Genomic DNA, 24,208 nt, shown 5'->3' on the forward strand with positions numbered 1-24,208 from the left:
TACTCCCCGAGGAGGATCCCGCAGTGACCCACCCCCGTGCCGGCCAGCCCGCCGAGCCCGCCGACCTGGTCGACGTGCCGCGCCTGGTGACCGCCTACTACGCCGAGCATCCGGATCCCACGGACCCGGCGCAACAGGTCTCCTTCGGCACCTCCGGGCACCGCGGCTCCAGCCTGCGCAACGCGTTCAACTCCGACCACATTCTCGCGGTCACCCAGGCGCTGTGCGACTACCGGCGGGAGCAGGGCCTGGACGGGCCGCTCTTCCTCGCCCGCGACACCCACGCGCTCTCCGCGCCGGCCGCGGTGGACGCCCTGGAGGTGCTCGCCGCCAACGGGGTCACCGTGCTGGTGGACAGCCGCGACGGCTACACCCCCACGCCGGCGCTGTCGCACGCGATCCTCACCCACAACCGGGGTCGCACCAGCGGGCTCGCCGACGGCATCGTCATCACCCCGTCGCACAACCCGCCCGACGACGGCGGTTTCAAGTACAACCCCACCAACGGCGGGCCGGCCGACACCGACGTCACCCGGTGGATCCAGGACCGGGCCAACGCCATCCTCGCCGCCGGGCTCAAGGAGGTCCGCCGGATCACCTACGCGCGTGCCCGGGCCGCCGACACCACCGGGGAGTACGACTTCCTCGCCCACTACGTCGACGACCTGCCGTCGGCGATCGACATCGACGCCATCCGCGATGCCGGGATCCGGATCGGCGCGGACCCACTGGGCGGGGCCAGCGTGGCGTACTGGGGTGAGATCGCCGAGCGGCACCGCCTGGACCTGACCGTGGTCAACCCGACGGTCGACCCGACCTGGCGGTTCATGACCCTGGACGGCGACGGCAAGATCCGGATGGACTGCTCCTCGCCGAACGCGATGGCGTCGCTGATCGCCGCTCGCGCCGACTACCAGATCTCCACCGGCAACGACGCGGACGCCGACCGGCACGGCATCGTCACCCCGGACGCCGGCCTGATGAACCCCAACCACTACCTGGCGGTGGCGATCGGTCACCTGTTCCGTACCCGTACCGAATGGGGTCCGGACGCCGCGGTGGGCAAGACGCTGGTCTCCTCGTCGATGATCGACCGGGTCGCCGCGGACCTGGGTCGGCCGCTGCTGGAGGTGCCGGTCGGCTTCAAGTGGTTCGTGCCCGGCCTGCTCGACGGCGCGGTCGGCTTCGGCGGTGAGGAGAGCGCGGGGGCGTCGTTCCTGCGCCGAGACGGTTCCACCTGGACCACCGACAAGGACGGCCTGCTGCTCTGCCTGCTCGCCTCCGAGATCCTGGCCACCACCGGGCGCAGCCCGAGTGAGCACTGGGCGGAGCTGGCCGAGAGGTTCGGCGCGCCCTCGTACGCCCGGATCGACGCCCCGGCCACCCGGGAGCAGAAGGCCGTGCTCGGCAAGCTCTCGCCGGACCAGGTCACCGCCACCGAGCTTGCCGGCGAGCCGATCACCGCGACGCTGACCACCGCCCCCGGCAACAACGCCCCGATCGGCGGCCTCAAGGTCAGCACGAAGTCCGGCTGGTTCGCCGCGCGCCCGTCCGGCACCGAGGACGTCTACAAGATCTACGCCGAGTCCTTCCAGGGCCCCGACCACCTCAAGAAGATCCAGGAAGAAGCCAAAGCCCTGGTAGACCAAGCCCTAACCGCCTAACCCCGTCACCCGGGTAAAGGGGTTGGGTGGGTTAGCAGGGCGGGGGGATTTCTTGTTGGCTGCGTCGGCGTAGTTCCTCGGGGAGCAGCTCGCGGAGCTGTTCGGGGAGGAACGGCAGGTCGAGCAGGGTCATCTTCAGCTGGTTGCGCTCCTGGTAGCGCAGCGGGTCGAAACGGACCACCAGGCCGGCGTTGCGGCGGTACGTGATGTCCACGGCCCCATCCGTCGCCGCGTCGCGGAACACCAACCCGTCCATCTCCACCACGACCGGCGACGAGTCGGGTCGGATCTCCAGCCGGATCTTTTCGTCCGCCGAGAGCACCACCGACCGGGAAATGCCGGCCATGGGCGCCGACGGTGTGATCACCACCGAGTCGGCGGCGGGGGAGATCAGTGGACCACCGGCGGCGTAGCTGTAGGCCGTCGAGCCGACCGGGGTGCTGACCACCACGGCGTCACTGCGGTAGTAGCCGTACTGCTGACCGTCGATGGCGAGGGTGACGCTGACGAAGCCGGACCCGGGCTGGCGCACCAGCGCGATGTCGTTGAACGCCACGACGTCGTCACCGCACACGTCGCACGCCAGGCAGGCGTGCGACTCGATGGTGAAGTCCTTCGACAGCAGCCGGCTCAGCGCGTCGGGCAGCTCCGGCGGCTCGATCTCGACGAGAAACCCCAGATGACCCAGGTGTACGCCGAGCACCGGCTTCGGGTCGCGGATCGCGGAGCGCAGCGCACCCAGCATGGTGCCGTCGCCGCCGACGCTGATCAACGCGTCGGCCCGGGCGGCGACCTCGTCCGCCGGCACCGGTTCGACGCAGGACGGCACCCGGTGCCGGTCCTCCTCGCGCACGATCAGCGTCTTGCGGTGGCGCGTCGCCCACCGTTCGATGATCCCGACCACCTCGGTGACATCCCGGGTGGGGTGCAGCACAAGTCCCAGCCCCGACACCCATACAGCTCATCACATCGGCGGCGACCGCACCCGGCGTACACCGGAAGGTGCGCTGGCACGCCGAGGGTGTACCCGCAGGTGCACGGCGGCGACCGTGGTCGGTCCGGAGCGGAGCGGCGCTCAGGTGTTGCGTCACCTCGGCTCGACGGGATCGTTACGGAGGTTGTTGGTCCGGTCACGTTGTGCCATGTTCTCCGCCGATTGCTCAGTAAGTGAGGTCGACAGGTGCCCAGTCGCGTTCGCACGATGATCCGCAGGGTCCAGGACCACCTCGCCGGCTCCCGTGATCCGGAGGCGTTCGCCCGGTCACTTGGTGTGAAGCTGAACGGCCGGGTCAAGTTCTACGCGGTGAACCGTGCGATGTTCGGGTCCGAGCCCTGGTTGATCACCATGGGGGACAACGTCTACATCACCGCCGGGGTCCAGTTCGTGACCCACGACGGGGGCACTCTGATCCTGCGCAAGGACCATCCCGAGCTGGACTGGACCGCCCCGATCACCATCGGCAACGACGTCTACATCGGCATGCGGTCGATGATCCTGGCTGGGGTCAACATCGGTAACAGGTGCGTGATCGGGGCGGGGTCGATCGTCACCCGCGACATCCCGGACAACACAGTGGCGGCCGGAGTGCCGGCTCGCCCGCTGCGCACCACCGACGAGTACCTGAAGCAGTTGCAGGCCAAGTCGCTGGGCATCGGCCATCTCGCCGTCCAGGCGAAGCACGAGGCGATCAAGAAGATCTACGGGGTCACGACGGTCTGACGCTGCCGACGTCCCACCAGCCCGGGCTTTGCGACGCGCCCTAGGCCCGCCGGTAGGCGACCCGGGGCGGGGGCAGTTGGTGAACGCCGTCGATCGTGATCGTCCCCAGTGCGCCGGTCACTCCGGTCGACTCGTAGCCGAACCGATCGCCGGTCATGGCCGCCGAGCTGGTACCGATGTTCAGCGTTGCGGCGCTGGCGGTGGCAATGGTCCGCAACGTGGGCGGGGTGGTGGGGCCTGCCTGCCACACGTGTCCGTACCAGTGCCAGCCGACTGGTAGGACCACCGGGGCGGCCAGAACAGATTCCTTCACCCCTGTGGACGTGACGTCGAGTGTGCCGAAGTCGGCGATCGGGCGAACGAGCACAGGTCGGCCGGTCGTCGGGTCGTGGCTGTACACGCCGTGCCGCAGGACACCCGTGCCCGCTCCCGTCACCTCGATGCACACCCGGTCGACCGGGGTGGCGTCGGCCAGGTACATCGGATGCAGCAGGAGGCGCTGGTAGGTGCCGGTGTAGGTGGTGCTGAGGGTCGCGCCGGCCACGGGCAGAAAGTAGCTACCCACCCCGTCCGTCGCCCCCGGCAGGGCCTCCATGCGTGGCCGGTCCGGCTCCGCGCGCCACATGCCGTACCCGGGGGACGTCGACACCTCGTACGGGATCCCGTCGGCGGTGATCCGGTCCGGGACCCGGAGGTTCGTCGGCCCGGCCGGAACGAGCTTCCGGTTCAGCAACTCTGTCGCCAGCATTCGAGCGCCCTTGACCGCACCGACCCGTTCGATCATGACGAAGTCGTGGGTACCGTCCGACACCGTGATCTCGGTGGCGGTCATGGGTGGGGCCAGGTACCGGCGGTAGGCGGTGCCGGCCGCCGACTCCCCGGGTTCGAGAGTGCGCCCCCACACCAGCTGCGGGTAGTTCTTCTTGAAGCTGGAGCTGATGAACCAGCCCTTCGCAGTGGTGTACCTGACCCGGATCTGGGGATGCCCGTCACCGATTGGCAGCAGGCCGACGGTGATGCCCCACTGTGGGATGCCATTTGCGTCGACCGCCCACTGGGTCATGCTGCTCGCCGGCATCAGCGGGTTCTTCAGGGTCGCCGGGGTGATATCGGTGAGCGCGGGAAGCGTGTTGATATCTGCCCAACCCGACCAGTCCAGGGTGCCAGCGACCCCCACGTTCGGCATGAACTGCCTGCGGGTGCCGCCCGTCGGCGCGGTCAGCGGGAAGCACTGGGTGACACCCATGTTCAGAGTGAACTTCTGCAGAGCGGTCACCCGCTGGGCGACGATCAGCGTGCCCCGCGACCAGCGGTAGATATTGGCGACGTGGCACAGCGAGGGCACCTGCGGCATGATCGTGGAGACCGGTGTGCCGATGTTCGCCTGCGCAGTGTCGATCATTCCTTGGTACGACGAGATGGTGTACGACTCCTCGATCGTCAACGCCTGCCCCGTCGACGTGCCGTCGGGGACCGGCCGCCCGTCCAGCTCGACGGTCACCGTGCGGGAGTGGGTGGCGGGGAGAATCTGCACGGCCGGAATGAGGATGTCCTGGATCGGCACCGTGGCCGCGTGGGACGCACCCGACAGGTGGGTGAGCGGCGCTGACGGTGGGGTCATCACGCCCCGGGCGATGCCGTCGATGACCGTGTACGGGTTACCGAACAACAGGTTGCCGCCGTCGATGATCGCCAACAGGGTGTAGACGTGCGTCCCGTCGGTCCACCGCGAGCCCACGTCGGCCGTCGTCTTGCCGTGGTTGGCCAGGGCGATCCGGTTGCCGACGCTGTAGCCGTGGTTGCCGCCGACGTACGACCAGCCGGTGTTGACCGGACAGTTGTCGTCCGACGTGTCGTGGATCTTCGTGCCGATGGTCGAGGGCACGACCGGCCAGACCTGGGCGTCGGTCGCGGTCGTCGGTACGAGCATGACCTGCGGGAGGCCAGCGTGCCACAGGCCGACCATGGTGGCGGGAGGGTACGCCAGATTCACCGGCATCATCACGTCGCGAGTGTTGTCGAACCGGGACCGGATGGAGAGTGTGTTGCCGCCCCGGTACACAGTCAGATCGATCATGGTTAACACCTCTGGCACTCATCCTCGCCCCGCCTCGTGACCGCTGCCATCGACGAAAGGATGAGCTCCGCTCCCGTTCGTGTTGGTGCTTGCGTCAGTTGCGCCGTCTAGCCGGATTTGCCCCTCTACGTTGCGGGCTTCCCGTTACTGCACGCTGCCTCGCTCGATGTACAGGTGGTCGGTCCATACCCCCGAGAGGTTGTTCATGCGCATTCTGATCACTGGCGGGGCCGGTTTCATCGGTTCGAACCTGGCCCGCGCCGCGTTGGTCGATCCTGCGGTGAAGGAGGTGGCCATCCTCGACGACCTGTCGGTCGGACTGCGGGGCAACCTCGACGGGCTGGATGTCGACTTCGTCGAGGGGTCGATCCTGGATCCCGGTGCGCTGGACGCCGCGATGGCCGGGCGGGAGGCCGTCGTCCACCTGGCGGCGCTGCCCAGCGTGCCCCGTTCGCTGAGCGACCCGCTCGCCTCCCACCACGCGAACGCGACAGGCACGCTCATGGTCCTCGAGGCGGCGCGACGGCACGACGTCGGCCACGTCCTGGTCGCCTCCTCCTCCTCGGTCTACGGGATGAACCCCGCGCTGCCGAAGGAGGAGCTCACCTGGACCCGGCCGATGAGCCCCTACGCCGCCAGCAAGCTCGCCACCGAGGCGTACGCGCTCGCCCACCAGGCATCGTTCGGTCTGCCGACACTGGCGTTCCGGTTCTTCAACGTGTTCGGCCCGGGGCAGCGGCATGACCATGCCTACGCCGCGGTCATCCCCCGGTTCGTCCACGGCGCCCTGCGGGGGGAGCCCGTGGTGCTGCACGGCGATGGCACCCAGTCCCGCGACTTCACCTTCGTCGGCACCGTGTGCGAGGTCATTCTCGACGCACTCCGTCGGCGCGTGCACCACCCACACCCGGTCAACCTTGCCTTCGGCGCGCGGGCGAGTCTGCTGCAGGTGCTGGACGAACTCACCGAGTTGTTGGACCGCCCGATCGCCCGCGAGTACGCGCCGCCCCGCGTCGGGGATGTCCCCCACTCGTTGGCCGACAACACCACGCTGCGGGCGCTGTTCCCGGACGTCGTGCCGACCGACCGGACCGTCGGGCTCCGGGCGACGATCGAGTGGATGGCCGGGCTGTTGCACGTCGAACACGCCGCACAGCGGTGACCCAGAAGTCAACGAGCAGGGCAGAGCGGGCCCAACTCACCGCCGACCCGCCCCTCCCACCCCAGGACCCCGGCGCACCGGCCGCGCCGAAGGTCCAATCCCGACGCGGCCTGTCGCGGCTCCTGCCAGCGGGACGCGATCGCAGACTCAGCGTCGACATCGCCACCTCCCTGGTCGCCAAGGGGGTCGGTCTCGCCGCGCCGCTGGTCATCACCCCGGCCTGCTTCCGGTACCTCGGCGACCAGCGCTACGGCCTGTGGATGGCGATCACCGCGCTCACCGGGATGGCCTGGTTCGCCGACCTGGGGCTCGGCAACGGCCTGCTCACCCGGCTCAGTCTTCTCGCTGACGACCCCCGCCAGCGGGCGCGGGAGATTTCCAGCGCGTACGCCACGCTCGGTGTGGTCGCGTTGGCCCTGCTGGCCGGACTCGTCCTGATCGAACCCGTGGTGCCCTGGTCCCGGATGTTCGGCGTCACCGACCCCGCCATCGCCGCGGAGGCGTCGGCCCTGGCCCTGCTCTGCTTCGGGGCCTTCGCGATCAACGTTCCGCTCTCCCTGATCCAGCGGGTCCAGTACGCTCGCGCGCAGGTCATCCAGAGCAACGCGTGGCAGGCGGCCGGTGCCCTGTCCTCGATGGTGGCCGTGCTAGCCGCGATCGCCGCCGGGAGTAGCCCGCTGACGGTGATCGCCTGCGCCGTGCTGGGCGTCCCGCTGACCAACCTGATCAACACCGTCGTCTACTTCTGGCGGCAGGAGTCCACCGCACGACCGCGACCCGGGCTGGTGCACCGGGCCACGGCGGTGGGTCTGCTCCGGCTGGGCCTTCAATTCTTCGCGCTCTCGGCGATGTCGTCGATCGCGCTGAACGTGGACAGCCCGCTGATCGCACACGTCCTCGGCCTCAGCGTCGCCGCGTACTACGCGGTCGTCGGGAAGCTCTTCGGCGTCCTGTCACTGTTCGTCGCGTTGGTCGGGATGACGGTCTGGCCGGCAAACGGGGCCGCCCTCGCCCGCGGCGACACCGCCTGGGTACGCCGGACCACCCGACGGATGGTGCTGCTCAACGGCCTGATCGTGGGGACGGCCGGGCTCGCGCTGGTCGTTCTCGGTCATCGGCTGCTCGACCTGTGGGTCGGCGGGGTCGACACGGCGGTGGTGCCGGTCGCCGTCCTGGCCGGGCTTGCGCTCTGGTCGTTCCTGGTCGCGGTCGCCTCCCCGCTGCTTCTCGTACAGAACAGCATCGGCCTCCTCCGCCCGCAGTTCGTCGGCTGGGCGGCCTTCCTGCTGCTCGCGACGGCGCTGAAGCTCGCAGGGCTGCGGGAGTTCGGGCTGGTGGGCCTGCCGCTGGCCGGGTGCCTGGCCTACCTGCTCACCATCTGGCCCGCCGCCATCGCCGGTTACCGGCGCGCACTGGCCACTTCGGACCGTGTCACCACGCGCAGCGGGTCCGAGGTGGCGGTGTGACCGTCCGCCGTCCGGGGCCGGCAGGGATCGTCAGCCGGCCCGTCCTCTTCAACAGCTAGGGGAGTCCTTCGATGAAACAGGCGCAGATCGTCATCGACGCCGCGGGCGGGGCGGGCGGCGGTGCCGGGCGTCTCAAGACCGAACTCGACGCCTTCCTCGCCGATGGCGCCGTCCCGATCCGGGTCATCGGACGGGACCGCCACCTCACGCCGTCGTGGCTGGTGCGGCGCGAGGTCGTCGCCGCAGGCGCCCCCGTGCTCGTCTCGCTGAACAACGTCTCGTTCGCCTGGCGCGGCACCGAGCGGCGGGTGCTGGTGCACAACGCCCTGCATTTCCTGGCACCCAGCGAGGGGCGGCTGTTGACGCTGCAACCCCGGTCGCTGCGGGCCCAGATTCCTGTGGTCCGGCGGATGCTGCATCGGGCCGACGTGATCGCCGTTCCGTGCTCGGCCATGGCGCAACGGGTTGCCGATCGGGTGCCGGCGGTACGCGACCGGCTGCTGGTGCTCGCGAACCCGGTCAGCCCGGTCGGCCCCCGGGTGCCAACGGACGAGGTGTCGATCCTCGTCCCGGTCGTGCCGTCACCGTTCAAGAACGTGGTAGCGGAACTCCGCGTGCTGCTCGCCGCGCTGGACCGACGCCAGCACCCGGCTCGGGTACGGATGACCGCGCACCCCCACGATCTGCCGGATGACCTGGCCCGGCATCCGCGACTGGATCTGCTGGGGCAGCTGCCGCACCACGAACTCTCCGAACACTGGCGCCGGACGACGGCCGTCTTCTTCCCGTGCCTGGTGGAGTCCTTCGGCTACCCGCTGGCCGAGGCACGCGTCTACGGCCTGCCGGTGCTGGCACCGGACAGCGCGCAGTCCCGCGAGGTCGCGGGCAGCGCCCTGACCCCGTACCGCACTGCGGACGTGGCGAGCCTCGCTGACGCGCTCGACGAGATCGACCGGACGGTGGTCCCGGAACCGGACGCGTTCGAGCGGGGCGCGTACTTCACTCGGCTGCTGGGACTGGATCGGGAGCGGCCGGGCCGCCAGGTCGACAGGTCGGCGGCAGCCGTTGCCCGGGCGGTCCGCCCGTGACGAGCAGCCGGACGGAAGAACAAGGAGACGAAATGTCCGAGGACGTGTTCGGCAGCGCCGACGTCGGCGTCGGCCCGGGGAGTCGGAGCGACGACGGCCGGTGCCGGGTGCTGCGGGTCCTCGGCGAGCTGAACTTCGGGGGTACGGAGATGCGGACCGCCGAGTTGCTGCCCCGTCTCGCAGCCGCCGGGACTGAGGTCCACTTCGTGACGCTCAGCGGCCGGATCGGGCCCGGGCCCCTGGCCGAGGCGGCCGTCCGACACGGTGGGTCGGTCATCCCGATCCCGCTCGACGCCCGGTTCCCGCTGCGCTTCCTCCGGCTGCTGCGGCGGCTGCGCCCGGACGTGGTGCACGTGGACTGCGCGAACTTCTCCGGCGTGCTTCTCTGCCTCGCGCTGCTCGGCCGCGTACCGACCCGGGTCGCCCACTTCCGGGGTGACGACAACCAGCACCGCAACCTGCGTCGGCGGGCGCAGCGGTGGGTCTGGAGACAGCTCCTGCGAGCGTCGGCCACGGACATCCTGGGCGTCTCGCCCAGCGCTCTCACCTGTGGCTATCACCGGGCCTGGCGCGACGACCCGCGGTGTCAGGTAGTGCTCAACGGTCTGGACCTCGACCGGCTCCACCGGCCGACCGGCCAGCACCTCCGGGCCCTGACCGGGGCCGGCCCGGACGACCTGCTCTGCGTGAGTGTGGGCCGGGCCTCGCCGGAGAAGCGGCGCTGGCTCCTGCCACCGATCCTGGCCGGTCTGCGCGATCAGGGCGTCGACGCCCACGTCGTCCTCATCGGCCCCTCGGACGACAACGACGAGGCCCGCGTGCGAGCCGCCGCCGCTGAACACGGCGTCGCCGACCGGGTACACCTGCTCGGCCCACGCGACGACGTGGGCGGCCTGCTCCGCCAGGCCGACGTTGTCGTACACCCGTCCTGCCTGGAAGGCCTGCCGGGCGGTGTGCTGGAACCCATCGCCCTGGGGATCGGCACTGTCGCCGCCGACCTGCCCGGTGTGCGCTTCATCGACGAGCACCTGCCCGGAGTCACCATCGTCGACACCGACGCGGCGCCGGCGGTGTGGGCGGCGGCGGTGGCGAGCGCCGCCGGCCACACCATGGCGACCGATCCCGACACGGCCGGCAGACGCTTCCAGTCGAGCCCCTTCGCGATCGAGGCGGCAGTCGAGACGCACCTGGCGATCTACCGGCGGCGGCTGCCCGAAGGCCCGCCGTCCGTACCCGTTGTCAAGAACAGAAGTCGGCTGCCCGCCGCTTCGGAACGGTGAGACAGATGAACGACCAGACGACGGTGCTCGGCACCGACCACGGGAGGCTCGACGGCCCGGCGCGGCGGACGGAGCAGCCACGTCCGCTCCTGATCGGCCACTACCGCTTTCCGTACGGTGACGCCACCTCCAACCGGTTGCTGCAACTCGCCCGGTGTGCGGCGCCGCACGGCACCCACACCCTGGTGGTCAACGACTGGCCGTCCGACGGGTCCGTGCCACCGCAGCGCGACGAGGTCGCCGGCATCGAGCTGATCACGCTGCGGACCTCGGGCGGGAACCGTGTCACCCGGATGTCGGCCCGCCTCACCCGTCCGGTCCGGGTGGTGCGGGCGATGCGCCGTCGGGGTGTGGTGCGCGGTGACGTCTCGGTGGTGCTGTTGCCGATGGCCATGATGACCCTGGGCAACTGGGCGGTGCTGCGGTTCGCGCTGCGCTGCCCGGTGGTGGTGGACGCGAGCGAGCGGCACGACCGTCGCCAGTTCCGGCGCGGCTGGCTGGCCCCGTACTTCGTTCGGCACCGCTGGTCCACCTTCCTGGCCACCCGCCTCGTCCACCGGGCCATCGCGGTGTCGACCACCCTCGGCGGCTATTTCGAACGGCGTGGCCTCGACGTGCTGGTGGTGCCGCCGCAGGTGGACTGCGACGAGTTCGCCGAGCCGCGGCCGTCGTCGCTGACCGGTGGGCTGCGGTTGCTGTACGCAGGAACGCCCGGCCGTAAGGACATGCTCAACGTCATCCTCCGCGGGATCAGCCGACTGTCACCGCAGGACCAGGCACGGGTACGCCTCACCATCGCCGGGGTCACCCGCCAGGACGCCGCCGCGCTGTCCGACCTGGACGTCTCGGTGCTGGACTCGGTGTCGGCCGAGGTGACGTTCCTCGGCCGGGTGCCTCGCGACACGGTGCTCACTCTGCTGTCCGAGGCGCACTTCTCGCTGTTGGTGCGCCCCACCGGGGGATACGCCGCCAACGGCTTCCCGTCCAAGGTGCCGGAGAGCCTCTCCGCCGGATGTCCGGTGATGCTCAACTACACCAGCGACCTCGCCGCGTACGTGCGGGACGGGGTGGAAAGCCTCGTGCTCGACGGCAACGGTCCGGAGGACGTCCAGCGCGGCATCGAGCGGGCGTTGCGCCTGCGGGACGAGGACTGGGCGGCGATGAGCCGAGCGGCCCGCAGGACGGCCCGCGAGTCCTTCGACCACCGGGCCTGGCGGGCACGGGTGACGGCCTTCCTCGACCCCACGGATGCGGCGAACTGACGCGCGGGTTCCGAACCGACCGACGGCCGCCCCGGTGGGGCGGCCGTCCGGCATTCCTGGTCGGGCGTTACCGCACGGGCACCCGTTCCCGCCGGGCCGAACCGTGCGCACCGGCCGGCTGCCGCCGACCCGTCGAGCTGTGCGGGTACGGTCCGCCGTTGGCACGTCCCGAGATGTACACGGCGGCGGGAACCCCGGAGAAGTGGCGCCCCGAGCGGGTCTTCACCAGGACGCCGGCCACGGCCAGCCAGAACACGTACGGGTAGGGCTGACCCATGCCGAACATCGTTGACTCGGTGACCTGGATCAGCAGACCGGTGACGATGAGCCAGACCAGACCCGAGTTGAGTGCGCCGATGGGGGCCAGCAGTACCGCCCGCATCGCGGCGAGCAGGAGCAGGAGCAGCGGGGCGACGCCGATGACCCCCAGCTCCAGCAGCCACTGAAGGTAGCTGTTGTGCACCAGGTTGACGCTGACGTCGAAGAAGCCGTTCTGACGGGTCTGTTCGAACAGGTGGATTCCCGACGCGTAGCCGAAGCCCAGCGTCGGACGGCTCTGCCACAGCTCGTAGGCCGCCTGCCAGGTCTGGGTGCGTCCGTTGGAGAGATCGCCGTTGTCCGGGTCGGTGAACCGGGCGGCGAAGGTCTGCGCCCAGGTCGAACCCACGACGCTGGGGACCATGCCGAACAGGTACGCCAACCCCAGGCCCCCGACCGCTACCACCAGCAGGCGTGCCATCGGCCCGGCACCGTGCCGGAGCACCACCCAGAGGCCGCCGACGACGACGGCGATCAACGCGGTGCGGGACTCGGTGAGCGGGACGGCGATGAGCGCCGGCACGACGCCGAGCAACTGTGCCCGCTTGCGCGACTGCTGGTAGAGCGCCCAGCCGAGCGGAATCGTCAGGGCACAGATGATGCTCAGCATGTTCGGGTTGGCGTACAGACCCTGGAAACGGTCGTTGAATGAGGTGGCCGACGCGCGACCGGCGATCCCGTAGCCGAGACTGACAACGAGCGACAGGCTGAGCACCGCGTAGACCACGTGCAGGTCGGTGGCCACGGCCGCTGTGTCGGCCCACCGGCGGCGCAGCAACACGTGGGCGAGCGCGGCGAGGAGCAGCAGCGCGACGCCCTGCTGGAGGGTGTGCAACGGGGCGATCGACCACACGCTGCTCAGCGTGGCCAGCCCCGCGGTCGCCCAGAGCGCGGCGATGAACAGGCGCGTCCAGTTGTCGGCTGGCCGGATCCGGCTGTCCCGCCCGTTCAACGCGCAGACGATCAGGCAGCCGACCGCGAGGTACCGCGCGTAGAAGCTGAAGGTGACCAGCGACGGCATGTTGGACGAGGCGCAGACCAGCAGGATCGTCGCCACGGCCAGGATCCGTCGGAAAGCGTCGAGGCGCCGCGTGAGATAGAGCGCGGCGATCAGGAGCGCCACACCGGCGGCGATCATCGGTTCGTCCAGGGCGAAGGCGGTCGTGACCGCCGTGAGACAGACTGCCCCGACGACGAGGGCGACGAGGCCAAGGCGTTCTACCACGTGATGTCCTTCGGCTCCTGCCGGCCTGGATCGGCGTCGGCTGGTGGTCCTGGTCGACTGCGGGGATGGGGCGAGGAGAGTGGCCCCACCGGTCCGTCGTTGTCGCGCAGATGTGTCAGCGGAGAGGCCGGCCGGCAGCCGACCCCTGGTGTACGTGCGGTCAGACCGGCGCGGTCTGTCGGCTCGCCAGTGCCTCGGGGATGCTCCACCTGGCTCGCGCGTCGTGCATCAGCCGGATCATGTCCGGCCATGCCGGCGGCCGGTAACCGGTGGCCTGCGCCAACGCGTCGGCGCGCATCGACCGGTCGATCACGAAGTCGACGTCCGGCAGCAACTCGCCCCGCCAGCCGTACACGTCGGCGACCAGCCGGAGGAGGTCGTACTTCGAGATGGGCTCCGCGGCGAGGTGGTACAGCCCGGTCAGGTCCTCGCGGGGCAGGATGACCTCGCGCAGCAGTCGGGCGAACTCGACGGTTGTCACTCCGCTGTAGATCGCCCTGGTGAACCCGCGCACCAGACCCTGTTGGGAGAGGAACCAGTCCAGCAGCGACCGGTTCGTGGTCAACTCGTGCCCGATGATCGAGGTGCGCAGGGTGAGCGCGGGAGCCGACCTGGTCTCGCCCAGCAACTTGGACTGCCCGTAGAGGTCGGGTGGGTCCGGCAGGTCGTCCTCCAGGTAGCCACCGCGCCTGCCAGAAAACACGCAGTCGGTGCTGACGTGCACGAGCCGGTTGCCGAGTTGAGCGCAGGCGTCGGCCAGCAGGTGCGGGAAGAGCGCATTGAGCATCACAGTGTGGACGGCATCCTGGACATCCGGGCGCTGCTTGATCACGCCGACACAGTTGACGACGACGTCCGGGCGGATGTCGTCGATCACCTGTCGCACCTGGTCGAACCGGCTGACGTCGAGGGCGGGGGTGATCCGGGCGAGCAGCTCGGGCGAGAAGAGGTGCGCGCGGCCCTCCATGCTCCGCGCGGCGCCGTACACGTCAAGCCCCGGATCCTCACTCAGCTCCCGGACGAGTGCGTGGCCCAGCATCCCGGTCGCTCCGAGGACGAGGACGCGTCGGGTCATCGTGACTCCCTGTCCCGGCGGGTGCCGCTCCTGGCCCGCCGTGCCGCTTCGGTGAGCAGGTCGGCGAGGACCTGCACGTTGGTCGCCTGACTCATGTGGGTCAGGTAGTGGTGCCGGCCCGCCCGCCCCATCGCCCGCAGCCGCGACCGCGGTGTCTGCCTGGCCTGCCGGATGACCCCGGCCAGGCTTGCCGGGTCCTCCGGTCGGGCGTCGAAGCCGGCGCCGGCGTGCCGGACGACCCGGGCGGCGTCGCCGGGCGCGCAGGCGAGCACGGGTTGGCCACAGGCCAGGATCGACTGGACCTTGCTGGGCAGGGTGATGCTGAACAGCGGATCGTTCGCCAGGGACACGAGGTGCAGGTCGGCGGCTGCCATCCGGGCCGCCAAGCGGTCCGGCGGGACCTGGTCGAGGAAGTGGACGTGACCGGGTCGGCTCCGCGCCGCCTGCACGATCAACGCGTCCTTCTCCACCCCGTCGCCGACCAGGACCAGGTGGACGTCCGGCAGGTCGTGCAGCCGGGCCACGGCGTCGATCACGGTGTCGAGTCGCTGCGCCGGGCCGTGGTTGCCCGCGTACATCAGCACGAAGTCGTCGTCGCGCAGGCCGAGCCGGGCGCGTAGGCCGGGCTCCGGTTCGGTCGGCTGCATGACCTTCTCGTCGGCCCAGTTGTAGACCACCGAGACCTTCTCGGCCGGGACGCCCCGGGCGATGATCGTGTCCCGCAGGCCGGGCGCCGGGACCGTGACGTGATCGGCCCAGCGGTACGTCCGGTCCGTGAACCAGCCGAGGCTCGCCTCCGCGAGCCGGCGGGCCACCCCGTCGGTGAGGAAGCCGGTGGCGAAGATGGAGTCCGGCCAGAGGTCCAGCACCATGGTCACGTACGGGGTGCCCCAGCGTCGCCGTGCCGTCATGGCCGCGGCCGTGGCGGTGACCGGCGAGGAGTAGACCAGAGCGACGTCGGCGTTGCGCAGCACGGACGCGCCGAGCAGGGACGAGGACGCCGCCCAGCTCAGGTAGTTGGCGGCCCGGCCGACCGCGGACCGGTCGTGGCTCGGGTGCAAAGGCGTACGGACGACCCGGGAGCCGTTGCGCAGCTCGACGGTCCGTCGGCGGGCCGAGTATCCGTCGTACACGACGCCCTTCGGATAGTTCGGCACCCCGGTGAGCACGTCGACGTCGAAGCCTTGTCGGCGCAGCGAGTCGCTGATGCCTTCGGCGAAGGGCGCCGGTTCCGGGGGGAACCACTGACTGACCAGTGCGACCCGGTCCGGCCGTCCGCCATTTCTGGCCGGGGCGCTCACGCCGCGACGGCGTCGAGGTGCGCCCGCACCTCCGGCAGGTTCAGGAGCAGCGACTCGATCTCCGGAACGACGAGACGCCGGGTGTTGTGCGAGTTGAAGTCCTGGGTGCCCCGGTCGACGCTGCCCTCCTCGAAGTAGAGGGCGTAGTTGAGGTCCCGGCTGTCCACCGGCACCCGGAGGAACTCCCCGAAGTCCTCGGCGCGGGACAGGTCCTCGCGGCTGGCGAGGGTCTCGTAGAGCTTCTCGCCGTGCCGGATCCCGAGGACGTTCATCTTGACGGGGACCCCGAACAGGTTGCACAGCGCCGTCGCCAGGTCGCCGATGGTGCAGGCGTCTGCCTTACGGATGAAGATGTCGCCGGGCTGGCCGTGCCGGAAGGCGTGCTCCACCAGGTCCACCGACTCTTCCAGCGACATCAGGAAGCGGGTCATCGTCGGCTCGGTCACCGTCAGCGGTGTCCCCTTGCGGATCTGGTCGATGAATAGCGGGATCACCGAACCCCGCGAGTACATGACGTTGCCGTAGCGCACACAGCAGACGCGGGTCCGGGCGGCAGGGTTGTTGCGCGCGTGAGCCTGCGCCACCTTCTCCATGAGCGCCTTCGTCATGCCCATCGCGTTGACCGGGTAGACCGCCTTGTCGGTGCTCAACAGCACCAGAGCTTCGACGCCGTTGCGCTCGCACGCGTCCACGACGTTGGCGCTGCCCAACACGTTGGTCCGCAGCGCCTCCAGTGGAAAGAACTCACAGGAGGGGACCTGCTTGAGAGCAGCGGCGTGGAAGACGAATTCGGTGTCCCGGCTGGCCTTGGCCACGGAGTCGTAATCGCGTACGTCGCCGACGTAGTAGCGGACGCGGTCGTCGCGGATGCGGTGCCGCATCGCGTCCTGCTTCGACTCGTCGCGGCTGAGTACCCGCACCTCGGCGGCCCCGGCGTCGAGCAGGCGACGGACCATGGTCTGGCCGAAGGAGCCAGTCCCGCCGGTGATCAGGAAACGTCGGTCCGAAAGCGAGGAAATCACTTCTCCTCCAGCCCTCTCCGCCATTTCAGGGGAGTTCGCAGTTTTCATAGATCCGGACCATACCGTCCTAAGCAGACCAATGACCCGGGAAGCAGGATAACCACTGACAAATTTGGTAAGCGACTAATCTTCGTTAAAAATGCCGCTACCACCGGCTATCTCGACTCGTTTGTCCAACGATCGAATTGCCGGCCCGAGACGGAGTCCGGCGCAGTCATCGGCGAAGGGTGGACACATGACACGGGTGATGACCGTGGTAGGGACCCGACCAGAGATCATCCGGCTGTCCCGGATCATGACCGCGCTCGACGAGACCGTGGAGCACGTGCTGGTCCACACCGGGCAGAACTGGGACGCGACCCTCTCCGACGTCTTCTTCAAGGAGTTGGGGCTGCGGGAGCCGGACCGGTCGCTGCGGGTGGACACGTCCTCGCTGGGACGGGTTCTGGGCGGCGTGCTGACCGGCATGGAGACGGCCATCACCGAGCTGAGGCCGGACGCGCTCCTGGTCCTCGGCGACACCAACAGCAGCATCGCCGCCCTGATGGCACGGCGGATGCGAGTGCCCGTCTATCACATGGAGGCCGGCAACCGTTGCTTCGACCTCAACGTCCCGGAGGAGACCAACAGGCGTCTCGTCGACCACATCGCCGACTTCAACCTGGTCTACAGCGAGCACGCCCGGCGCAACCTGCTCGCCGAAGGGCTTCACCCGCGCCGCATCCTGCACACCGGCTCGCCCATGCGTGAGGTGCTGGACCACTACGCCGCGGACATCGCAGGTTCCGGAATTCTGCGCCAGCTCGGCCTCGAACCCGACGGCTACTTCGTGGTCAGCGCCCACCGGGAGGAGAACGTCGACCAGCCGGCCCGGCTGCGTCGGCTGCTCGACTGCCTCCGCGCCGTACGGCAGACCTGGGGGCTGCCGGTGCTCGTCTCCACCCACCCCCGCACGCGAAAGCGGCTGGAGGCCCTGACCGACGTCGACCTCAGCGCCGACGGCATCACCTTCCACGAGCCGTTCGGTCTGTTCGACTACGTACGCCTGCAGAGCCAGGCCCGGTGCACCCTCTCCGACAGCGGCACCATCAGTGAGGAGGCGGCGATCCTCGGCTTCCCGGCGGTCACCCTGCGCGACTCGATGGAACGTCCGGAGGCACTCGACGCGGGCGGAATCATCATGACCGGTCTCGACCCGGAGGGCGTGGTCGAGGCCATCGGGGTCACCGTCGCCCAGGTCGCGGCACGGGGGGTGCCCTGCCCGGCCGACTACCAGGTGCCGGACACCTCCCGGCGGGTGGTCGACTTCATCCTCTCCACGGTCCGCCGGCACCACGACTGGGCGGGCATCCGCCGCTGAGACCGGGACGCCATCAGGGCCGGCGACCGCACCCCCGCGGTCACCGGCCCTGATGCGCCAGCCCAGTCGCGCGATCAGCGCGACTGCAGTGGTACGCCCAGAGGACCCTCCACCACCGGGTCGGTCGGCTGGGTGCAGAGCAGTGCGAGGTGCTCGACGACCTTCGCCGCGTCCTCGTACGGGTCGAGCCCGCTGACCTCCATCGGGTCGAGCGGCGGCACGGCCACGTGGGACACCAGGGGGTGCAGCGGTCGGGTGTCTACCTCGCCGGTCCCGAGCAGATCCTCGTGCAGCTTCTCGCCGGGCCGCAGACCGGTGTAGACGATGGGCACGGAACTGGACGCCTGGTCGGCCATCTGGCGTGCCAGGTCGACAATCCGCACCGGGTCGCCCATGTCGAGCACCAGCGCCTCCCCGTCCCGGCCGATCTCGGCGGCCTGAAGCACCAGGTGGACGGCCTCCTGCAGGGTCATCAGGTAGCGGGTGACGTCCGGGTGGGTGACGGTCAGCGGCTTGCCGGTCTCGATCTGCCGTTGGAAGGCCGTCACCACCGAGCCGCGACTGCTCAGCACGTTGCCGAACCGGACGCTGAGGAACGTGCCGGGGAACCGGGACGCGGCGTGTGCGGTCAACCGCTCGGTGATCCGCTTCGAGTAGCCGAGGACGCTGATCGGATCTGCGGCCTTGTCCGTGGAGATGTTGACGAACTTCGCCACGTCCTGGCAGGCGTCCAGCACCGACAGGGTGCCCCAGACGTTGGTCTTGATCGCCTCGCCCGGGTGCCGCTGCAGCAGCGTCAGGTGCTTGAGCGCCGCCGCGTGGAAAATGATCTCCGGCCGGCGTTCCCGGATGATCCGCCGAATTCCCTCGTCGTCGCGAAGGTCGGCGAGGATCAGCTCAGGCCCGTCCAGCATGGCCCGCCCGGCGAGCGACATCTGAAGACTGTGCAGGGCCGACTCGTCCCGGTCGAGCATCATCAGTTCGCCCGGGTTGGCCTTCATCACCTGACGGCACAGCTCGGAGCCGATCGACCCGCCGGCGCCGGTGACCAGGATCCGCCGGCCGGTCAGGCTGTTGGTGCTCAACGGCAGGTCGCCGACCACCTGCCGTCGGCCGAGCAGATCGCTTACCTGCACGTCCCGGACGTCGGTGACGGTGATCCGGTGGTCGACCAGGTCCCGCACCGGCGGCAGCACCTTGAAGACCGCTCCGGCCTCCAGGGTGGCCTCGCGGATCTGGCGGATCAACGCGGCGTCCGCGTTGGCCACCGAGAAGATCACGGTGGTGGCTCCGGTACGCCGGACCGAGGTGCCGACGTCCTGCCGTCCACCCAGCACGCGCACCCCGCCGATGCGCAGGTCGCGCTTGTCGGGGTCGTCGTCGAGCGCGCCGACCGGCAGGTACCGGCCGCGCGGGTCGCTGAGCATCGCGCGCAGCAGGCCCTGGCCGGCGTCACCCATCCCGAACAGCAGCACGGGCGTCGACGACCGGACGTCCGGCCGCATGGCGAGATCGCGGCGGTGCCGGTACGCGAACCGGGCCCCGAGCATGAAGAGCAGGGCCAGCGCGCCGCCGACCAGCGGGGTGCTCGCCGGAACCGGTCGCTCGCCGGACGGCAGCAGGGCGAGCAGCACGATGCCCCCCGTCGTGATGGCGGTCCCGGCGACGCCCTGAACCTCCTGCAGACTGCCCAGCGGGTGTCGTCCGGAGTAGAGCCGGCGTAGCGCCGCCACCGCCACGTGTACGACCGCCGCCACGACGCCGACCGCTGCTGCCCGTCCCAGTTGTCCCGGGGGCGGCTGGAACTCGAACCGGGTCCACGCGGCCGTGACGAATCCACCGACCCAGGCGGTGGTGTCGGTGGCGAGGAACCCGGCCGTGCGCTGACGGGCCCTGGCCCGCCGCGCCTGCCGGTCCGCGTGCTGCGTGTTCTCGGTGTCCTGCGGCATGTGCTGGCTCCCTGTCCCGTCGCACGCTCCTTCCGCCCACACGACGGAAGGAGCCTCTAGGCTCTTTGTTCTTGTTACATGCCAAAGCGGCGTTATTGGGCGCTTTCGGTGTTTGTGAGCTGAATAGGCTGTGGGTCAGGTGCCTTCAGCGGGCCGGAACGCCCTTGACCGTCACCTGATCGGGTACGTCCCGGACGACGCAGGCACCGGCCCCGACCGTGCTGTCCCGTCCGATCCGCAGGCCCTGGAGCACCGCGGCGGTGGTCCCGATCAGCACGCCCTCGCCCAGGTGGCAGTCACCGGACACGGCGGCGAGCGGGTTGACCGAGACGTAGTCCGCGAGGCGGCTGTCGTGTCCGACGGTGGCGTTCTGGTTGAGATGGACGTGCCGGCCGAGGGTGACGTTCGTGGTGACCCTGGCTCCCGCGAAGGCCACGAAACCCGGCCCGTACTCGGTGTCCGGCCCGATGGTGGCGTCCGGGTGGACGAGACTCGCGGCCTCGGTGTCGTACCCGTCGATGCGGCCGCCGATGGCGCGGCGGATCCGGGGATCGCCGATGCCGATGAGGTGTCGGGTGGCCGAGGGCGCGTCGCGCAGCCAGGCCACGTCCCCGAGGTACGGCACGTCGAGTCGCTGCAACCGTTTCAGGTTCTCTTCGCTGGGTCGGTCGTCGACAACGCCCAGCAGTTGCCAGATCGGTCGGCTGGCGGCCTCGTTGACAGCCCGGGCGATGGTCAGCACCTCCCGGCCGTGGCCGCCGCAGCCGACCACCACCAGTCCCGTTGTCACGCGGCGGGCCCTCCCGTTCGAGCGGCCAGGAACTCGTCGATCGCGGCCAGCACCCGTGCGATCTGCGGCTCGGTCAGGGCGCTCCCGCTGGGCAGGGTGAGCCCGTCGGCGAAGAGCCGCTCCGCCGCACCGCTGAGCAGGCTCTCCGCGCCGGCGTGCATGGGCTGAAGGTGCATCGGCTTCCACACTGGCCGGGTCTCGATGTCCCGCTCGGCCAGATGGGCCGCCAGGTCGTCGGCCTGCCAACCACACCGCTCCCGCTCGACGGTGATGACGGTGAGCCAGCAGTTCGACTCGGTGTCCTCGGCGCCGAGGAGTTGGACGCCCGGCACCGGGGCGAAGAGCTTGGCGTAGTGGTCGCGTAGTTGGCGGCGTCGCGCGATCATCTCGTCCAGCCGGAGCAACTGGGCCCGGCCGAGCGCCGCGAGGAGGTTGCTGAGCCGGTAGTTGTAGCCGGTCTCCCGGTGCTCGTAGTGTCGCGCTGGTTCGCGGGCCTGGGTGGAGAGGTGGCGGGCCCGGTCGAGAAGTGCGACGTCGTCGCTCACCAGCATCCCGCCGCCGGAGGTGGTCATGATCTTGTTGCCGTTGAAAGACAGCACGCCGGCGTGCCCGAAGGAGCCGGCGGGCTGCCCCCGGTGGCTCGCCCCGAGCGCCTCCGCGGCGTCCTCCACAAGGGGGACCTCGGCCTCGTCGCAGACCGGGACCAGCGAGTGGTAGTCGACGCAGCTGCCGAACATGTCCACCGGGACGATCGCGCCAACCCGCTCGCCGCGCGATCGCAGCCGACGCAGCAGGTCGGCGGTGAGATCGACGTCGAGGTTGCCGGTCCTGGGGTCGCAGTCCACGAAGACCGGACGCGCGCCGATGTAGTGGACCGCGTTGGCGGTGGCGACGAAGGTGAGCGTGGGCACGATGACCACGTCGTCAGGCGTCACGCCGACGCCGAGTAGAGCCAGGTGCAGGGCGGCGGTGCCGGAGCTGACCGCGACGGCTCCGCGGGTGCCGACCCGCTCGGCGATGTCGTGCTCGAAGGCCTGCAGGTCCGGGCCGGCCGGCGCCACCCAGCCGGAACGCAGGGCCGCGACCAGGTACGACTCTTCGAGAGGGCCGACGTCGGGCGGGGACAGGTGGATCGTCTGGTTCATCGGCCGGCTCCCCAGGGGGTCGTCACGCCGGTGTCCGGTCGCGCTGCGGAGGTGCCGGACGGCGGGGCGGCGTACCGAGGAACTCCGGCGCGGTCGCGGACCCGGCCGCGTTGATTCCCTCGCGGCGCAGCACGGTCCGCACGGTCGCGGCGAGAATCGACAAATCCACCCGGAGGTTGTGGCTCTCCACGTACTGCACGTCGAATTCCAGCTTCTCCTCCCAGCTCAAGCTGTTGCGCCCCCGCACCTGGGCCAACCCCGTGACGCCGGGCCGGACCTCGTGCCGTCGGGCCTGGCGGGGGGAGTAGCGGCTGAGGTATTCGGGCAGCAGCGGGCGCGGGCCGACCAGGCTCATGTCGCCGCGCAGCACGTTCCAGAGCGTGGGCAGCTCGTCCAGACTGGTGGCGCGCAGCCAACGCCCGAGTGGGGTGAGTCGATCGCGGTCTCCGACCAGGCCGAGGTTCAGGTTGGGTGGTCGCATGGTGCGGAACTTGACCAGCTCGAAAGGTTGTCCGTGCAGTCCGGCGCGGCACTGGCGGAAGAGCACCGGGCGACCGAGACGCATCGCGACCAGAGCCGCCACCACGATCAGCAACGGCGTGACCAGGATGAGAAGGACCGCCGCCACGACGACGTCGGCGACTCGCTTGCCCCGCTTCGGGCTGCTCCGGGACAGTGACAGATCGGCGTCCACGAGACCATCAGGCACCGGCACGGTGTGACCTCCCACATGATTTACACAAAACGTACTCATTTGTCATATCGGGTACACATGACGCGGTGTCACCGAATAGCGACAGTCAGTCCGCATTCCCCCGATCAACCCCGAAACCCCGCAGTCGGACACGGCCAGATCGGCGGCCTTGTGCAGCTCCAGGCGTCGACAGGCCGGGCGGTAGAGTCGCGTCGGCCAGTCAGGCGAGGGAAGAACTGGCCGGTCGGGCGAGGGGGATGGCGTGCTGCACCTGAGGGTGATCGCCCCGGTGGACCTGTCGACGGAGGTCGTCGACCTGCTCTCCGCGGAGGCGGGGGTGACTCACCTCGCCGTGCTGCCTGGTGCCGCCCGGCAACCACCGGGTGATCTCATCCTCTGCGACGTGGTGCGGGAGAGCGCCGACCGCGTGCTGCGGGAGTTGCGGCGGATCGGCGTGGACACCAGCGGCGGCATCGCCGCCGACGACGTCGAGCTGACCATCTCCGATGCGGCCGACCGGGCGGCGGAGGACGCACCAGGCAGTGGCGCGGACGCGGTCGTCTGGGACGAGATCGCCGCGAAGACCGGCGAGCAGACGGAACTGTCCGGCACCTACCTCGTGCTGATCGTGGTGGCCACCATGATCGCCGGCATCGGGGTGCTGCTGGACCAGCCGATTCTCATCGTCGGGGCGATGGTGGTCGGTCCGGAGTTCGGTCCCCTCGCCGCGCTGTGCGTGGCGTTGCTGCGCCGCCAGCTCGGGGTGATCGGCCGCTCGGTGCAGGCTCTCGTGGTCGGGTTCCTGGCGGCCATGGTGGCGACAGTGCTGAGCACCTGGGCGCTGACCGCAGTTGGCCTGGTCAGTCGGGAGATGCTGCTCGCCGAACGCCCGCTCACCGACTTCATCTGGCGGCCGGACGCGCTGTCCTGGGTGGTCGGTCTACTCGCCGGTGTGGCCGGGATGCTCTCGTTGACGTCGAAGAAGTCCGGCAGCCTGGTCGGGGTGCTGATCTCGGTGACCACGGTCCCGGCCGCAGCGAACGTGGCGGTGGCCGCCGCCTACGGAGCGTGGGACGAAGCGGGCGGCTCGGCCCTCCAACTGGTGATCAACCTGGCTGCGATCGTCCTCGCCGGGCTGCTCACCCTCGTGGTGCAGCAGGTCTGGTGGTGGGGTCTGGCTCGCCGGCGCCGCCGTCTAGCAACCGGGTGAGCAGCGTCCGCAACGGGATGGACTCACCGTCGCGGCCACCGGCCCCGACCACCAACGGCGCCGGGCTGGGCTCCGGGTCGACGCCGAACAGCCGGGCCCGCAGACCGCCCGGCACGGTCAGCAGGTGGAACCGGCCGTCCACGTCCACCGCCCGGGTCTCGGCCCGGTCGACGTACCAGCCGGTCAGCCTGGTCCGGTAGCGCCCGCGCCCGTCGTAACCCCGGGCGACCAGCCGGGTGGTGCGCAGCCCCCGCCGGGTCGCCTCGGCCACGAACCAGGCCACCAGCTTCGCCGCCTCGGCCTGCTCGGCGGCCCGCCGCCGCGCGTCCGCGTCGGCGTGCGCCCGTACCGCCTGCTGCCGCTGATCCCGCCACGTCCGGCCGTCCGGCTCAATCACGAC

At 70.1% G+C, this 24,208-nt stretch carries 20 protein-coding genes; 9 read left to right on the top strand and 11 right to left on the bottom strand.

The features are described from left to right. Nucleotides 1-23: 23 nt before the first annotated feature. On the top strand, nucleotides 24-1,664 hold the full coding sequence (pgm, locus tag FBZ33_RS08945; RefSeq protein ID WP_088947235.1) for a phosphoglucomutase (alpha-D-glucose-1,6-bisphosphate-dependent): 1,641 nt from the start codon (nucleotides 24-26) through the stop codon (nucleotides 1,662-1,664). 31 nt (nucleotides 1,665-1,695) lie between these two features. On the opposite strand, the gene FBZ33_RS08950 is transcribed toward pgm, so the two are convergent. Then, entirely contained in the window at nucleotides 1,696-2,607 is a 912-nt protein-coding gene (locus tag FBZ33_RS08950) for an NAD(+)/NADH kinase (RefSeq protein ID WP_247672151.1), read from the bottom strand. 258 nt (nucleotides 2,608-2,865) lie between these two features. On the opposite strand from FBZ33_RS08950, the gene FBZ33_RS08955 reads away from it, so the two are divergent. After that, the gene (locus tag FBZ33_RS08955; protein ID WP_099851971.1) at nucleotides 2,866-3,384 is read left to right on the top strand and encodes a DapH/DapD/GlmU-related protein; all 519 of its coding nucleotides are present in this window, start codon (nucleotides 2,866-2,868) and stop codon (nucleotides 3,382-3,384) included. A gap of 40 nt (nucleotides 3,385-3,424) precedes the next feature. Here the strand turns inward: FBZ33_RS08955 and FBZ33_RS08960 are convergent, their stop codons facing one another. After that, entirely contained in the window at nucleotides 3,425-5,461 is a 2,037-nt protein-coding gene (locus FBZ33_RS08960) for a hypothetical protein (RefSeq protein WP_141908686.1), read from the bottom strand. 205 nt (nucleotides 5,462-5,666) lie between these two features. On the opposite strand from FBZ33_RS08960, the gene FBZ33_RS08965 reads away from it, so the two are divergent. From FBZ33_RS08965 to FBZ33_RS08985, 5 genes are all read left to right on the top strand, one after another. Beyond that, on the top strand, nucleotides 5,667-6,623 hold the full coding sequence (locus FBZ33_RS08965) for an NAD-dependent epimerase/dehydratase family protein (protein WP_141908687.1): 957 nt from the start codon (nucleotides 5,667-5,669) through the stop codon (nucleotides 6,621-6,623). Next, nucleotides 6,620-8,089 (top strand): lipopolysaccharide biosynthesis protein, encoded by a 1,470-nt coding sequence (locus FBZ33_RS08970; RefSeq protein WP_185755256.1) that lies wholly within the window; start codon nucleotides 6,620-6,622, stop codon nucleotides 8,087-8,089. The genes FBZ33_RS08965 and FBZ33_RS08970 overlap by 4 nt, the downstream gene beginning before the upstream one ends. Nucleotides 8,090-8,160: 71 nt before the next feature. After that, nucleotides 8,161-9,177 (top strand): glycosyltransferase, encoded by a 1,017-nt coding sequence (locus FBZ33_RS08975; protein ID WP_141908689.1) that lies wholly within the window; start codon nucleotides 8,161-8,163, stop codon nucleotides 9,175-9,177. Between the two features lie 32 nt (nucleotides 9,178-9,209). After that, on the top strand, nucleotides 9,210-10,457 hold the full coding sequence (locus FBZ33_RS08980; RefSeq protein ID WP_141908690.1) for a glycosyltransferase family 4 protein: 1,248 nt from the start codon (nucleotides 9,210-9,212) through the stop codon (nucleotides 10,455-10,457). A 5-nt stretch (nucleotides 10,458-10,462) separates the two neighbouring features. After that, nucleotides 10,463-11,719, top strand: coding sequence for a glycosyltransferase (locus FBZ33_RS08985; protein WP_141908691.1), 1,257 nt, complete (start codon nucleotides 10,463-10,465; stop codon nucleotides 11,717-11,719). A 67-nt stretch (nucleotides 11,720-11,786) separates the two neighbouring features. Here the strand turns inward: FBZ33_RS08985 and FBZ33_RS08990 are convergent, their stop codons facing one another. From FBZ33_RS08990 to FBZ33_RS09005, 4 genes are all read right to left on the bottom strand, one after another. After that, nucleotides 11,787-13,262 carry an O-antigen ligase gene (locus FBZ33_RS08990; RefSeq protein WP_099851982.1) on the bottom strand — a complete coding sequence of 492 codons (1,476 nt, stop codon included), beginning with the start codon at nucleotides 13,260-13,262 and terminating at the stop codon, nucleotides 11,787-11,789. A 160-nt stretch (nucleotides 13,263-13,422) separates the two neighbouring features. After that, a complete protein-coding gene (locus FBZ33_RS08995; protein WP_099851983.1) occupies nucleotides 13,423-14,337 on the bottom strand; it encodes an SDR family oxidoreductase in 915 nt (304 codons plus the stop codon). After that, complete coding sequence (locus FBZ33_RS09000; RefSeq protein WP_141908692.1) at nucleotides 14,334-15,638, bottom strand: glycosyltransferase family 4 protein; 1,305 nt, start codon at nucleotides 15,636-15,638, stop codon at nucleotides 14,334-14,336. The genes FBZ33_RS08995 and FBZ33_RS09000 overlap by 4 nt, the downstream gene beginning before the upstream one ends. Beyond that, complete coding sequence (locus tag FBZ33_RS09005; RefSeq protein ID WP_305069518.1) at nucleotides 15,635-16,660, bottom strand: polysaccharide biosynthesis protein; 1,026 nt, start codon at nucleotides 16,658-16,660, stop codon at nucleotides 15,635-15,637. Before FBZ33_RS09005 ends, FBZ33_RS09000 begins: the two co-directional genes overlap by 4 nt. 235 nt (nucleotides 16,661-16,895) lie before the next feature. Here FBZ33_RS09005 and wecB point away from each other — a divergent pair, with 235 nt between their 5' ends. Further along, nucleotides 16,896-18,020: a non-hydrolyzing UDP-N-acetylglucosamine 2-epimerase gene (wecB, locus tag FBZ33_RS09010; RefSeq protein WP_141908693.1), complete on the top strand. Its 1,125-nt coding sequence runs from the start codon at nucleotides 16,896-16,898 to the stop codon at nucleotides 18,018-18,020. Nucleotides 18,021-18,094: 74 nt separating this feature from the next. Here wecB and FBZ33_RS09015 read toward each other — a convergent pair whose 3' ends face one another. The 4 genes from FBZ33_RS09015 to FBZ33_RS09030 form a co-directional block, all read right to left on the bottom strand. Next, nucleotides 18,095-19,969: a nucleoside-diphosphate sugar epimerase/dehydratase gene (locus FBZ33_RS09015; RefSeq protein ID WP_141908694.1), complete on the bottom strand. Its 1,875-nt coding sequence runs from the start codon at nucleotides 19,967-19,969 to the stop codon at nucleotides 18,095-18,097. A gap of 145 nt (nucleotides 19,970-20,114) precedes the next feature. Beyond that, nucleotides 20,115-20,759, bottom strand: a complete 645-nt coding sequence (locus tag FBZ33_RS09020; protein WP_141908695.1) for an acetyltransferase — start codon at nucleotides 20,757-20,759, stop codon at nucleotides 20,115-20,117. Further along, a complete protein-coding gene (locus FBZ33_RS09025; RefSeq protein WP_141908696.1) occupies nucleotides 20,756-21,904 on the bottom strand; it encodes a DegT/DnrJ/EryC1/StrS aminotransferase family protein in 1,149 nt (382 codons plus the stop codon). Before FBZ33_RS09025 ends, FBZ33_RS09020 begins: the two co-directional genes overlap by 4 nt. Nucleotides 21,905-21,926: 22 nt before the next feature. Further along, nucleotides 21,927-22,613 carry a sugar transferase gene (locus FBZ33_RS09030; RefSeq protein ID WP_305069519.1) on the bottom strand — a complete coding sequence of 229 codons (687 nt, stop codon included), beginning with the start codon at nucleotides 22,611-22,613 and terminating at the stop codon, nucleotides 21,927-21,929. A gap of 247 nt (nucleotides 22,614-22,860) precedes the next feature. Between FBZ33_RS09030 and FBZ33_RS09035 the strand changes: the two genes are divergently transcribed. Next, nucleotides 22,861-23,808: a DUF389 domain-containing protein gene (locus FBZ33_RS09035; protein ID WP_141908698.1), complete on the top strand. Its 948-nt coding sequence runs from the start codon at nucleotides 22,861-22,863 to the stop codon at nucleotides 23,806-23,808. Here FBZ33_RS09035 and FBZ33_RS09040 read toward each other — a convergent pair. Continuing rightward, complete coding sequence (locus FBZ33_RS09040; protein WP_141908699.1) at nucleotides 23,738-24,205, bottom strand: hypothetical protein; 468 nt, start codon at nucleotides 24,203-24,205, stop codon at nucleotides 23,738-23,740. The two genes, FBZ33_RS09035 and FBZ33_RS09040, sit on opposite strands and share 71 nt — an antisense overlap. Nucleotides 24,206-24,208: the final 3 nt, after the last annotated feature.

This window comes from Micromonospora sp. A202 (genome assembly GCF_006715105.1).
GTDB lineage: Bacteria > Actinomycetota > Actinomycetes > Mycobacteriales > Micromonosporaceae > Micromonospora > Micromonospora zamorensis.

What these genes read in the sequence shown, in the direction of transcription:
- FBZ33_RS08975 (WP_141908689.1), top strand. Translation starts at nt 8,161, where the DNA reads ATGAAACAGGCGCAGATCGTCATCGACGCCGCGGGCGGGGCGGGCGGC.
- FBZ33_RS09015 (WP_141908694.1), bottom strand. Translation starts at nt 19,969, where the DNA reads ATGCCGCAGGACACCGAGAACACGCAGCACGCGGACCGGCAGGCGCGG.
- FBZ33_RS08985 (WP_141908691.1), top strand. Translation starts at nt 10,463, where the DNA reads ATGAACGACCAGACGACGGTGCTCGGCACCGACCACGGGAGGCTCGAC.
- FBZ33_RS08980 (WP_141908690.1), top strand. Translation starts at nt 9,210, where the DNA reads ATGTCCGAGGACGTGTTCGGCAGCGCCGACGTCGGCGTCGGCCCGGGG.
- wecB (WP_141908693.1), top strand. Translation starts at nt 16,896, where the DNA reads ATGACACGGGTGATGACCGTGGTAGGGACCCGACCAGAGATCATCCGG.
- FBZ33_RS08965 (WP_141908687.1), top strand. Translation starts at nt 5,667, where the DNA reads ATGCGCATTCTGATCACTGGCGGGGCCGGTTTCATCGGTTCGAACCTG.
- FBZ33_RS08960 (WP_141908686.1), bottom strand. Translation starts at nt 5,461, where the DNA reads ATGATCGATCTGACTGTGTACCGGGGCGGCAACACACTCTCCATCCGG.
- FBZ33_RS08995 (WP_099851983.1), bottom strand. Translation starts at nt 14,337, where the DNA reads ATGACCCGACGCGTCCTCGTCCTCGGAGCGACCGGGATGCTGGGCCAC.
- FBZ33_RS08955 (WP_099851971.1), top strand. Translation starts at nt 2,866, where the DNA reads ATGATCCGCAGGGTCCAGGACCACCTCGCCGGCTCCCGTGATCCGGAG.
- FBZ33_RS09025 (WP_141908696.1), bottom strand. Translation starts at nt 21,904, where the DNA reads ATGAACCAGACGATCCACCTGTCCCCGCCCGACGTCGGCCCTCTCGAA.